This window comes from Mycobacterium fragae (assembly GCF_002102185.1).
Lineage (GTDB): Bacteria > Actinomycetota > Actinomycetes > Mycobacteriales > Mycobacteriaceae > Mycobacterium > Mycobacterium fragae.
Genome location: NZ_LQOW01000016.1, coordinates 108,768 through 120,672, shown reverse-complemented (window position 1 = coordinate 120,672; position 11,905 = coordinate 108,768). Strand labels below are relative to the sequence as shown.

The window sequence follows — 11,905 nt, the reverse complement described above, 5'->3', positions numbered from 1 at the left end:
CCCTGACGCAGTCTCGACGCCCACATCGCAGTCTCGACGGCGACCATTAGGCTTGCCCGCTGTGATCACCCGGATGTCCGAGCTGTTCTTGCGCACGCTGCGCGACGATCCCGCCGACGCCGAAGTTCCCAGTCACAAACTGCTGATTCGGGCCGGCTACATCCGACCGGTCGCGCCCGGCCTGTACAGCTGGCTGCCGCTCGGGCTACGGGTGCTGCGCAAGATCGAACGGGTCGTGCGGGAAGAGATGAACGCCATCGGCGGCCAGGAGATCCTGCTGCCGGCACTGGTGCCGCGGGGGCCGTATGAGACCACCAATCGCTGGACCGAGTACGGCGAGAGCGTATTTCGGCTCAAAGACCGTCGGCAAAACGACTACATGCTCGCCCCGACGCACGAAGAGGTGTTCACCCTCACGGTCAAGGGCGAGTACAGCTCCTACAAGGACTTCCCGCTGGTGCTCTACCAGATCCAGACGAAATACCGCGACGAGGCACGGCCGCGAGCCGGCATCCTGCGGGCCCGGGAGTTCTTGATGAAGGACTCCTACTCCTTCGACATCGACGACGCCGGGCTCAAAGCCGCCTACCACGCGCACCGCGAGGCCTATCAGCGCATCTTCGATCGGCTGCAGGTGAGCTACGTCATCGTGTCCGCGGTCTCCGGCGCCATGGGCGGCAGCGCCTCCGAGGAGTTCCTGGCCGAAAGCCCCATCGGCGAGGACACCTTCGTGCGCTGCCCGGCATCCGGCTACGCCGCCAATGTCGAGGCGGTCATCACCGCGCGCCCGGAGAGCCTGCCCATCGAGGGGCTGCCCGAGCCGGTGGTCTACGACACCGGCGACACGCCGACCATCGCCACCCTGGTGGACTGGGCCAACGGCGCGGACCTCGGCCGCACGGTCACCGCGGCGGACACGCTGAAGAACGTCCTGCTCAAGGTGCGCCAGCCGGGCGGGGACTGGGAATTGCTGGCCATCGGTGTACCCGGTGACCGCGACGTCGACGACAAGCGGCTGGCCGCCGCGCTCGAACCGGCCGACTACGCACTGCTCGACGACGACGACTTCCGCAGATATCCGTTTCTCGTGAAGGGTTATATCGGCCCGAAATCGTTGCGCGACAACGGTATTCGCTATCTTGTCGACCCGCGAGTGGTGGACGGCACCAGCTGGATCACCGGGGCCGACCAGCAAGGCAAGCATGTCGTGGGGCTGGTCGCCGGTCGCGACTTCACCGCCGACGGCACCATCGAGGCCGCGGAAGTGCGCGACGGCGATCCCTCACCCGACGGCGCCGGGCCGCTGGTGTCCGCCCGCGGGATCGAGATCGGCCACATCTTCCAGCTCGGCCGCAAATACACCGACGCCTTCGCGGCCGACGTGCTCGGCGAGGACGGCAAGCCGGTGCGGCTGACCATGGGCTCCTACGGCGTCGGGGTGTCGCGGCTGGTGGCGGTCATCGCCGAACAGCACCATGACGAGCTGGGGCTGCGTTGGCCGTCCGAGGTCGCGCCGTTCGACGTGCACCTGGTGATCGCCAACAAGGACGCGGACGCCCGTGCCGGGGCCGGCACGCTGGCCGCCGACCTGGACCGGCTGGGTGTCGAGGTGTTGCTCGACGACCGCCAGGCGTCGCCCGGGGTGAAGTTCAAGGACGCCGAACTGCTCGGAGTGCCATGGATCGTCGTGGTGGGCCGAGGCTGGGCGCAGGGCGTGGTCGAGCTGCGTAACCGGTTCAGCGTCCAGACCCGTGAACTGCCCGTCGGCGTCGGTCTGGCCACCGACATCACGACGGCGATCTCCGGCTAGCCGCGCTATTCGCTGCCGCCCGGGAACGCCGTGGTGATCGGCCAGACCCCCAGCACCTGGTTCCAGCGTGCGGCCAGGACGGCGCTCTGGGTCAACGCGGTCACGCCGAACTTGCGGTCCTCTGGGGTCTGGGCCTGTTCGATGACCGCCCGCCAGGCCACCTGTGTGTCCTTCTCCATTTGCACCGCCAGGCGCGCCGCGTCGGTCGCATTGTTCACCGGCATCGGCAGCTTGTAGCCCGCGGCGGCTACCGGCCCGCTGACCGAGCGGGCCGCCAGCATCCCGATCACCCGGTCGCGACGCTCCCGGTGCTGGCTCAGGGCGTAGGACACCAGCTTGTTGGTGTCGGCTTCCGAGTGCGCCGACACCATGCCGTAGCCGTAGATGACGGCATGCTCGGTGCTGAGCGCGGCGCACAATGCGCTGTCGCAGGGTGCCGACGCGTCGGGAGTGGGCTCGACGGAGGTCACGACGCGGATTCCCCGACCACGAGCGCGACGGAGTAGGCGGCTGTGCAGGCGGCGGCGATGGAGCCGAGCAGCCCCGCCCGGTAGCCCGACGCCGTGGTTGCCAGCCGGCCGGCGTCACCGGCCGACGCGCGCAAGGAGTTGACCACATCCGCCAGCGACGGCGGCGGCCCCGCCGCGGAAGTGGGTGCCGGGCTGGTCGTCTCGCTGGCGGTGGATGTCGGCGTTTCCGCGAGGCGGGTGATCTCGGCGGCCAGGGCCTGGGCGTGTCGGCTTCGTTCGGAAGCGACCTCGGTCAGCGCCGCACGAACCCGCTGCGGAGCCGCCTTTGCCGCCGCGGTGGCCAGCTCGCTGTCCTGGCGGGCGCGGCTCAATTGCGCTTCCAGTTCGTCGGTCGACGCCGGCGCGGGATGCGAACCGCATCCGGCCCCGGTGATCCCGGCGATGGCGAGCACCGCGCCACCGGCCAGTACGCGTCGCCTGCCGACGAGCGGCTTGAAAACAGGCTCGGTGGGTGGCACGCCAACATCCTGCCATTGCGTAGGCGGTGCCCCGAACGCCGGCATCGCCCGATGACAAGGCGCCGGGATCAGGGCTGATACCAGTTTCCTGGCGTATCGTTGGTGACTGGCTCCCTGGAGCGTTGATGACCGGACAACTCAAGATGAGGAGCTCGCCGTGGCCACCGGGCTACCTTCGCAGACGCAGGTGATCGAGCTACTCGATGGCGAGTTCGCGCGCGCAGGCTACGAGATCGAAGACGTCGTCATCGACGCCCGGGCTCGCCTGCCGCGCATCACGGTGATTGTCGACGGTGACACTGCACTGGACCTGGACACCATAGCCGCGCTGTCCCGGCGCGCGTCCACATTGCTGGATGCCGTGAAGAGCATTCAGGGCCGCTACGTGCTGGAAGTCAGCTCGCCCGGTGTGGAGCGCCCGCTGACCAGCGAGAAGCACTTCCGTCGCGCGCGCGGCCGCAAGGTCGAAGTGGCGTTGGCCGACGGAACGCAACTGACCGGCCGGGTCGGTGAGACCTCCGGCGACACAATGACGTTGGTGGTCCGCGACGACCGGGCCCGCGACTGGGCGCTTCGGGCCATCCCTCTCAAGGAGATCGTGAAAGCCGTTGTGCAGGTTGAGTTTTCGGCTCCTCCGAAAAGGGAGCTGGAGCTTGCGCAGACGGAGGCCGGAACATGAACATCGACATGGCCGCTCTGCATGCGATCGAAGCGGACAAAGGCATCTCGGTGGACGTCGTTGTCGAGACCATCAAGTCGGCATTGCTCACCGCCTACCGGCACACCGAGGGACACCAGCAGGACGCGCACATCGACATCGACCGCAAAACCGGCGCTGTCCGGGTGATCGCCCGTGAACTCGACGCCGACGGCAACGTCTTGAGCGAATGGGACGATACGCCCGAGGGTTTCGGCCGTATCGCCGCCACCACCGCGCGGCAGGTGATCCTGCAGCGACTCCGCGATGCGGAGAACGAGCGCAACTACGGCGAGTTCTCCACCCGTGAGGGCGAAATCGTCGCCGGAGTGATCCAACGCGACAGCCGGGCCAACGCGCGTGGCCTGGTCGTCGTTCGGGTGGGCAGCGAAACCAAGGGATCCGAAGGTGTGATCCCCGCCGCCGAACAGGTGCCCGGCGAAACGTATGAGCACGGTGACCGGCTGCGCTGCTATGTGGTGGGCGTGACCAGGGGTGCCCGCGAGCCGCTGATCACGTTGTCCCGCACCCACCCGAACCTGGTGCGCAAGCTGTTCTCGCTGGAAGTCCCCGAAATCGCCGACGGGTCAGTGGAAATCGTCGCGGTCGCCCGGGAAGCCGGCCACCGCTCGAAGATCGCGGTGCGGTCGAATGTCCCCGGCCTGAACGCCAAAGGCGCCTGCATCGGCCCGATGGGTCAGCGTGTGCGCAACGTGATGAGCGAATTGTCCGGGGAGAAGATCGACATCATCGACTACGACGAGGACCCGGCCCGCTTTGTGGCCAATGCCCTGTCGCCGGCCAAGGTGGTCTCGGTGACGGTGATCGACCAGAGCGCCCGAGCGGCCCGCGTGGTGGTGCCCGACTTCCAGTTGTCGCTGGCCATCGGCAAGGAAGGCCAGAATGCCCGGCTGGCCGCCCGGCTCACCGGATGGCGCATCGACATCCGCGGCGATTCACCAGGTCAACCAGCGGCTCAGCCCGAGCACGGCGCCAGCCACGGGCTGGCCCACGACCGGTAGCGACGAGGATCAGTACGGGTATTGGTAGACGCTGTTTCCGCTGCCCGGAGAAACGAACAGCCGGTGCTTGACCGGATCAACGGCCAACCACTCGACGCTCCTCGTGGACCCGTCCGGAACAGCAGGCAACGTGTCGAACTTCGTCAGCGATTGAGCCCCGTCGTCCACGACGTATATGTCCCGGGAGTTGCTGAGCGCAACGAACAGTCGACCCTGCTGGTCGGCGGCGAACTGGCTTGACGAGGCAGGCGCGATGAACTCGGCGGTCTTCTTACCGGTGTGTCCGTCGAAGCTGACGATCGTCGCCGGCCCGGTCACCGACGTTCGGCGCACGCAGACATACGCGGTGGCAGAGCGCGGTTCGTAGCCCATGTCGTCCGCCTTCGGCCCGGAAATGCCGTCGCCGGAAGGACTTACGAACGGCGCAGGCGTGCGCCAGTTCTCGGTCAGCGCCTGGTCGGCGCGTCCCACGCTGTAGGGGTCCAGGTAGACGACGTCGCCGCTGGCAGGGTCGGCCGCGATCCGTTGGATCATCCGGTTTTGGCCGGCTCGTCGGGGAGCGACGTCATGCTCTGCGAGAAGGCGGCCTGCAGAGTCGAATTTGACGAGGCACTCTCCGGTGGGTGACGCGCCACCGCCGTAGACCACGCCGGTCTCCTCGTCGACGGCGATGACCTCCGCCTCGCACGATCGACGCTCCGTGGTCGACAAGAGCTTGTCGGTGTCGGTGTTGAACACCCGCACGCCCCCTGCGTTATTCAGCGCATAGCCGAGTTTGAGCTTGTTGTTGACCGCAAGGTGACGGGTGCCGTCGGTGATCGACTTATCCAGTAGTGGAGGGGTTTTCGTCAGGTCTGACAGTGACAGCACGTAGATCGCCTGTTTGGAAGCGAGCTGCGTGACGTAGAGCTTGTCGGAGCCGGAGCTGTATGTCAGCTCAGAAGGTTCGAACCACAGCCCGATCGCCGTCGCGTTGCCGGCTGTCGAAAGCTGGGGCGGACCAGGCCGTGGAAACGGTACGCACTTGAGCTGGGCGCCGCGGTCGCGGGTGATGGTCATTCCGGAAGTTTGCGGGCCACCTGAGATATCGATTTGTATTTTTTCGCCGGCCTTCTCCCACAGCCATGTGGTGTCTCCGGGGTCTTCGTTGCCGTCACACCACGGCACCCCGTCGAAGTCACGGTGCAGCGGTAGCAGCTTGCGCATGGCGCCGACAGCGTCCGCGTAGGGCTGCGGAATGTCCCATGATTCTTCGTCCGCCGGTCGCTGACCTCTTATCGGCGGCGGACTGGGCGTCGACCCGGCAGGCAGCGTCAGCTCGACCAGATGCGAATGGGGCGGCCCCGAGGCGGCGCATCCAGCCAGCTGGACCGCGGCGAGTAGGAAGGCCGCCGCCAGCTGCGCCGACCGCGCGAACACGAGCCGACTTTACTCAACAGCGGACGGTCGGCGGGACGAATAATTCGGCCCGGACCGGCGACTCAGCCGAACCCCGCGGGCGGTTCTGCGCATCGGTTCGGTGCAGGTAAACTAAGCCGTGATCCAGCGCGAGATTTCGGCTCCCGAGGCTAGGAAGGCGCATCGACGCCCCGAAGGACCGGTGCGGACCTGTGTCGGGTGCCGAAAGCGAGAGTTGGCCGTCGAACTGCTTCGAGTGGTGGCTGTGTCGAGCGGGAACGGCAAATATGCCGTGATCGTTGACCCAGCAGGTACCCTTCCGGGGCGGGGTGCATGGCTGCATCCCGTACCGCAGTGCGCACGCGAAGCGATCCGACGGCGAGCATTCGCTCGAGCGCTGCGTATCGCCGGTACACCGGACACATCCGCGGTGGTCGGGCATATCGATTTGCTCGGCACACCCGGCAACAGAACAGGTAGCAAAGAACATGAGCACACCGTGAAGTCCCGATGACCATGCGTCATAGCTAAACCCGAGGCGCGGCGCCCACCACCGCTGTCGCCTCATAGACAGGAGATGTAGTGGCAGGCAAGGCGCGCGTACACGAGTTGGCTAAGGAACTCGGTGTTACCAGCAAGGAAGTTCTCGCCCGGCTGAGCGAACAGGGCGAATTCGTCAAATCAGCGTCCTCGACGGTGGAAGCGCCCGTCGCGCGACGGCTGCGTGAGTCATTCGGCGGCGGCAAGCCCGCCGTAAAGGTGGACGAGAAGGCCGCCGGCAACGGCGCGGCCGGCACCAAAGCCGACGCCGGCCCCGGCACCAAGCCGGAGAAAACCACCGCCCGCAAAGAGGCTGCGCCGCCCCCCGCCGAGCCCCCCGCGCCTCCGGCACCGCCGGCCGCCGAGCAGCCGCCGGCCGCGGCGGCACCCAGCCCTCCCCGCCCGGCGCCGGCACCTGGCCCGCGTCCGGCCCCGAAGCCGGGGATTCGGACCCCGCGCGTCGGCAACAACCCGTTCTCGTCCGCGCAGCCCGTCGAGCGCCCGATTCCGCGTCCGGTGGCGCCTCGTCCGGGCGGCGCCCGGCCCAGCATCCCGCGCCCGGGAGTGTCGCCCGGCAGCATGCCGCCGCGTCCCGGTGGGCCCGCCGGCGCCCAGGGCCGACCTCCGCGGCCCGGCGCCGGTCGACCGGGGCCCGGTGGCCGGCCAGGTGCGCCGACCGGTGGTCGCTCCGGCGGCGGTGGCGGTAACTACCGAGGTGGCGGCGGTGCAGTTGGCGCCCCTCCGGGCGGCTATCGCGGCCGTCCCGGCGGTGGTGGCGGTCGCCCCGGCCAGCGCGGCGGCGCGGCGGGCGCCTTCGGCCGCCCCGGCGGTGCGCCCAAGCGTGGCCGCAAATCCAAGCGGCAAAAGCGTCAGGAATACGACTCGATGCAGGCCCCGGTCGTCGGCGGTGTCCGGTTGCCCCACGGCAACGGCGAAACCATCCGGCTGGCCCGCGGTGCATCGCTCTCCGACTTCGCCGAGAAGATCGACGCCAACCCGGCCGCGCTGGTGCAGGCGCTGTTCAACCTCGGCGAGATGGTGACGGCCACCCAGTCGGTCGGCGACGAGACACTCGAACTGCTGGGCAGCGAGATGAACTACAACGTTCAGGTCGTCAGCCCGGAGGACGAAGACCGTGAACTGCTGGAATCCTTCGACCTGACCTACGGCGAAGACGAAGGCACCGAGGAGGACCTGCAGACCCGTCCGCCGGTGGTGACCGTGATGGGCCACGTCGACCACGGGAAGACCCGACTGCTGGACACCATCCGCAATGCCAGCGTCCGCGAGGCCGAGGCCGGTGGCATCACCCAGCACATCGGCGCCTACCAGGTGTCGGTCAACCTCGACGGCACCGAGCGGCCGATCACCTTCATCGACACCCCGGGTCATGAGGCGTTCACCGCCATGCGTGCCCGCGGCGCCAAGGCCACCGACATCGCGATCCTGGTGGTCGCCGCCGACGACGGCGTCATGCCGCAGACGGTGGAGGCCATCAACCACGCCCAGGCTGCCGACGTGCCGATCGTGGTGGCGGTCAACAAGATCGACAAGGAAGGCGCCGACCCGGCCAAGATCCGAGGGCAGCTCACCGAATATGGTCTAGTGCCAGAGGAATTCGGCGGCGACACGATGTTCGTCGACATCTCCGCCAAGCAGGGCACCAACATCGAGGCGCTGGAAGAGGCGGTGCTGCTGACCGCCGATGCGGCCCTGGACCTGCGGGCCAACCCCGATATGGAGGCCCAGGGTGTGGCGATCGAGGCCCACCTGGACCGGGGCCGTGGGCCGGTGGCCACCGTGCTGGTGCAGCGCGGCACGCTGCACATCGGCGACTCGGTGGTGGCCGGCGACGCCTACGGCCGGGTCCGACGGATGGTCGACGAATACGGCGAGGACGTCGAGGCGGCGCTGCCGTCGCGTCCGGTGCAGGTCATCGGCTTCACCTCGGTGCCCGGCGCCGGTGACAACTTCCTCGTCGTCGACGAGGACCGCATCGCCCGTCAGATCGCCGACCGGCGCAGCGCACGCAAGCGCAACGCGCTGGCGGCGCGGTCACGCAAGCGGATCAGCCTGGAGGACCTGGATTCGGCGCTGAAGGAAACCAGCCAGCTGAACCTGATCCTCAAGGGCGACAACGCCGGTACCGTCGAAGCGCTGGAGGAGGCCCTGATGGGTATCCAGGTCGACGACGAGGTGGCGCTGCGGGTCATCGACCGCGGTGTCGGCGGTATCACCGAGACCAACGTCAACCTCGCATCGGCTTCGGATGCGGTGATCATCGGTTTCAACGTGCGCGCCGAGGGCAAGGCGACCGAGCTGGCCAACCGCGACGGCGTCGACATCCGCTACTACTCGGTGATCTACCAGGCGATCGACGAGATCGAGAAGGCCCTGCGCGGCATGCTCAAGCCGATCTACGAAGAGGTGCAGTTGGGCCGCGCCGAGATCCGGGCGCTGTTCCGGTCCTCGAAGGTCGGGCTCATCGCCGGCTGTCTGGTCACCTCCGGGGTGGTGCGCCGCAACGCCAAGGCGCGGCTGCTGCGGGACAACATCGTGGTCACCGAGAACCTGACCGTGCAGTCGCTGCGCCGGGAGAAGGACGACGTCACCGAGGTCCGCGACGGCTACGAGTGCGGTCTGACGCTGGGCTACAACGACATCAAGGAAGGCGATGTCGTCGAAACCTACGAGCTGGTGCAAAAGGAACGCGCCTGATGGCTGACCCGGCCCGCGCGCGCAGGCTGGCCAAGCGGATCTCGACGATCGTCGCGTCGGCGATCGAGTACGAGATCAAAGATCCGCGACTGGCGGGTGTCACGATCACCGATGCCAAGGTGACCGCCGATCTGCATGACGCGACCCTGTACTACACGGTGATGGGGCGCACGCTGGAGGACGAGCCGGACTACGCGGGGGCGGCCGCGGCGCTGGAAAGCGCGAAGGGTGTGCTGCGCACCAAGGTCGGCGCGGGGACCGGTGTGCGGTTCACCCCCACGCTGACGTTCAGCAGGGACACGGTGCCCGATGCCGCGCATCGGATGGAGGAGCTGCTGTCACGCGCCCGCGCCGCCGACGCCGATCTGGCCCGCGTGCGCGCGGGCGCCAAACCGGCCGGGGAGGCCGATCCCTACCGCAGCAAGGGAGACGCCGGTGACGACGATCAAACCGACGACTGAGCCGACCGCCACCGGGCGACGCGTCGACGCGATGGGCGCCGCCGAGCTGCTGTCCGAGGCAGCCACGATCGGGGTGGTCTGCCATGTCTATCCGGACGCCGACACCATCGGAGCCGGGCTGGCGCTGGCTTTGGTGCTCGACCAATGCGGCAAGGCCGTCCAGGTCAGCTTCGCGGCACCGGCGGCGCTTCCGGAGTCCCTGCAGTCGCTGCCCGGCGGTCGGCTTCTGGTCAACCCCGATACGATGCGCCGCGACGTCGATCTGGTTGTGACCGTGGACATTCCGAGCGTCAACCGACTCGGCGGGCTGAGCGATCTGGCGGCTGAAGGCCAGGAGCTGCTGGTGATCGACCACCACGCGTCGAATCAGCTGTTCGGCACCGCCAACTTCGTCGACCCGTCGGCGGACTCCACCACGCTGCTGGTCGCCGAGCTGCTGGACGCATGGGGCAAGCCGATCGACACCGAAGTGGCGCACTGTATTTACGCCGGGCTGACGACCGACACCGGGTCGTTCCGCTGGGCTAGCGCCCGCGCACATCGGTTGGCGGCGCGGCTGGTTGAGCTCGGTGTGGACAACGCCGCGATCAGCCGCTCCTTGCTCGACACCCATCCGTTTGCCTGGCTCACGATGCTGTCCCGGGTGCTGGGCTCGGCGCAGCTGCTGCCCGACGCCGTCGGCGGACGTGGGCTGGTGTACGTCGTTGTCGGGCACCAGGAATGGATCAGCGCACGCCCGGAGGAAGTGGAAAGCATCGTGGACATCGTGCGCACCACCGAGCAGGCCGAGGTGGCGGCGGTGTTCAAAGAGATCGAGCCGCAGCAGTGGTCGGTGTCGATGCGCGCGAAGGCCGCGGTGGATCTCGCGGCGGTCGCGTCGACGTTCGGTGGCGGTGGCCATCAGCTGGCCGCCGGCTACTCGAGCGCCGGCTCGATCGACGACGTGGTGGCGAGCCTGCGCTCGGCGCTTGGCTGACCAGCGCGCCACAATCATCGGCCTGGCGCTGCCGGCGTTGGGCGTGCTCGCGGCCGAGCCGCTCTATCTGTTGTTCGATACCGCGGTTGTCGGTCGGCTCGGCGCACTGAGCCTGGCCGGTTTGGCTGTCGGGGCACTGATACTCGGGCTCGTCGCCTCGGATCTGACGTTCCTGTCGTATGGCACGACGGCGCGATCGGCCCGTTATTTCGGTGCCGGCGACCGGGTTTCGGCGGTAGCAGAAGGTGTGCAGGCGACCTGGCTGGCGCTGGGTCTCGGTGCGTTGATCGTCGTCGTGGTGGAGGTCGCCGCGGTGCCACTGGTGGCGGGGATTGCCTCCGGCGGCGATATCGCCGCCGCCGCGTTGCCGTGGCTGCGGATCGCGATCCTGGGTGCACCGGCGATCCTGGTGTCGCTGGCCGGCAACGGGTGGCTGCGCGGCGTCCAGGACACCGTCCGTCCGCTGCGCTATGTGGTCGCGGGGTTCGGGCTGTCGGCGCTGCTGTGCCCGCCGCTGGTCTACGGCTGGCTGGGGTTGCCCCGCCTCGAGCTGGCCGGGTCGGCGGTGGCCAACCTTGTGGGGCAGTGGCTGGCCGCTCTGCTGTTCGGACGTGCGCTGCTGGCGCAGCGGGTGCCGCTGCGGTTCGACCGTGCTGCACTACGGGCGCAGCTGGTGATGGGCCGCGACTTGATGGTGCGGACCTTGGCTTTCCAGGCCTGCTTCGTTTCGGCGGCGGCGGTGGCGGCCCGGTTCGGCGCCGCGGCCCTTGGCGCGCATCAGGTGGTGCTGCAGTTGTGGACTTTCCTTGCGCTCGTTCTGGATTCGTTGGCGGTAGCGGCGCAGGCGCTGGTGGGTGCGGCGCTCGGGGCGGATCGGGTGGAGCATGCCAAATCGGTGGCGCGGCGGGTCACCGTCTTTTCGACGGCCGCCGCGGGAATGCTGGCCGCGATCTTCGCCGCCGGTGTTACGGTGCTGCCCCGGTTGTTCACCGACGACCGTTCGGTACTGGCCGTGATCGCCGTGCCATGGTGGTTCCTGGTGGCCCAATTACCTTTCGCCGGAATAGTTTTCGCTCTCGACGGGGTGCTGCTCGGGGCGGGCGATGCCGCATTCATGCGCACCGCGACCGTGTTCAGCGCGCTCGTGGGTTTCCTGCCACTGGTCTGGCTGTCACTGGTGTTCGGCTGGGGGTTGGCGGGTATCTGGTCGGGGCTGACGGCATTTATTGTGTTGCGGCTGATATTCGTTGGCGCCCGCGCTGTTTCGGGTCGCTGGGCGGTGACGGGGACCTGAG

At 68.2% G+C, this 11,905-nt stretch carries 11 protein-coding genes; 8 read left to right on the top strand and 3 right to left on the bottom strand.

Translation table 11 applies throughout. From position 1 onward, the window contains the following. The first annotated feature begins 61 nt into the window (after positions 1–61). Positions 62–1,810 carry a proline--tRNA ligase gene (locus tag AWC06_RS08570; RefSeq protein WP_085196366.1) on the top strand — a complete coding sequence of 583 codons (1,749 nt, stop codon included), beginning with the start codon at positions 62–64 and terminating at the stop codon, positions 1,808–1,810. 5 nt (positions 1,811–1,815) lie between these two features. Here AWC06_RS08570 and AWC06_RS08565 read toward each other — a convergent pair whose 3' ends face one another. After that, the gene (locus AWC06_RS08565; RefSeq protein ID WP_085196364.1) at positions 1,816–2,280 is read right to left on the bottom strand and encodes a ferritin-like domain-containing protein; all 465 of its coding nucleotides are present in this window, start codon (positions 2,278–2,280) and stop codon (positions 1,816–1,818) included. Continuing rightward, positions 2,277–2,798: a hypothetical protein gene (locus tag AWC06_RS08560; protein WP_085196362.1), complete on the bottom strand. Its 522-nt coding sequence runs from the start codon at positions 2,796–2,798 to the stop codon at positions 2,277–2,279. Before AWC06_RS08560 ends, AWC06_RS08565 begins: the two co-directional genes overlap by 4 nt. A gap of 157 nt (positions 2,799–2,955) precedes the next feature. On the opposite strand from AWC06_RS08560, the gene rimP reads away from it, so the two are divergent. Then, positions 2,956–3,477: a ribosome maturation factor RimP gene (gene rimP, locus AWC06_RS08555; protein ID WP_085196360.1), complete on the top strand. Its 522-nt coding sequence runs from the start codon at positions 2,956–2,958 to the stop codon at positions 3,475–3,477. Continuing rightward, on the top strand, positions 3,474–4,517 hold the full coding sequence (gene nusA / locus AWC06_RS08550; RefSeq protein ID WP_085196358.1) for a transcription termination factor NusA: 1,044 nt from the start codon (positions 3,474–3,476) through the stop codon (positions 4,515–4,517). The genes rimP and nusA overlap by 4 nt, the downstream gene beginning before the upstream one ends. Before the next feature lie 9 nt (positions 4,518–4,526). Here the strand turns inward: nusA and AWC06_RS08545 are convergent, their stop codons facing one another. Then, positions 4,527–5,936, bottom strand: a complete 1,410-nt coding sequence (locus AWC06_RS08545) for a YncE family protein (RefSeq protein ID WP_085196356.1) — start codon at positions 5,934–5,936, stop codon at positions 4,527–4,529. Between the two features lie 118 nt (positions 5,937–6,054). Here AWC06_RS08545 and AWC06_RS08540 point away from each other — a divergent pair, with 118 nt between their 5' ends. The 5 genes from AWC06_RS08540 (at position 6,055) to AWC06_RS08520 (ending at position 11,904) form a co-directional block, all read left to right on the top strand. Continuing rightward, positions 6,055–6,429: a YlxR family protein gene (locus tag AWC06_RS08540; protein WP_211281931.1), complete on the top strand. Its 375-nt coding sequence runs from the start codon at positions 6,055–6,057 to the stop codon at positions 6,427–6,429. A gap of 68 nt (positions 6,430–6,497) precedes the next feature. Beyond that, entirely contained in the window at positions 6,498–9,173 is a 2,676-nt protein-coding gene (infB, locus tag AWC06_RS08535) for a translation initiation factor IF-2 (protein WP_085196352.1), read from the top strand. Continuing rightward, a complete protein-coding gene (rbfA, locus tag AWC06_RS08530) occupies positions 9,173–9,634 on the top strand; it encodes a 30S ribosome-binding factor RbfA (protein ID WP_085196350.1) in 462 nt (153 codons plus the stop codon). The genes infB and rbfA overlap by 1 nt, the downstream gene beginning before the upstream one ends. Then, the gene (locus AWC06_RS08525) at positions 9,609–10,610 is read left to right on the top strand and encodes a DHH family phosphoesterase (protein ID WP_085196348.1); all 1,002 of its coding nucleotides are present in this window, start codon (positions 9,609–9,611) and stop codon (positions 10,608–10,610) included. The genes rbfA and AWC06_RS08525 overlap by 26 nt, the downstream gene beginning before the upstream one ends. Then, complete coding sequence (locus tag AWC06_RS08520) at positions 10,603–11,904, top strand: MATE family efflux transporter (RefSeq protein ID WP_085196346.1); 1,302 nt, start codon at positions 10,603–10,605, stop codon at positions 11,902–11,904. The genes AWC06_RS08525 and AWC06_RS08520 overlap by 8 nt, the downstream gene beginning before the upstream one ends. Position 11,905 lies beyond the last annotated feature (1 nt).

Excerpts from the sequence above, each read along its gene's own strand:
- nusA (WP_085196358.1), top strand. The coding sequence starts at position 3,474 with ATGAACATCGACATGGCCGCTCTGCATGCGATCGAAGCGGACAAAGGC.
- rbfA (WP_085196350.1), top strand. The coding sequence starts at position 9,173 with ATGGCTGACCCGGCCCGCGCGCGCAGGCTGGCCAAGCGGATCTCGACG.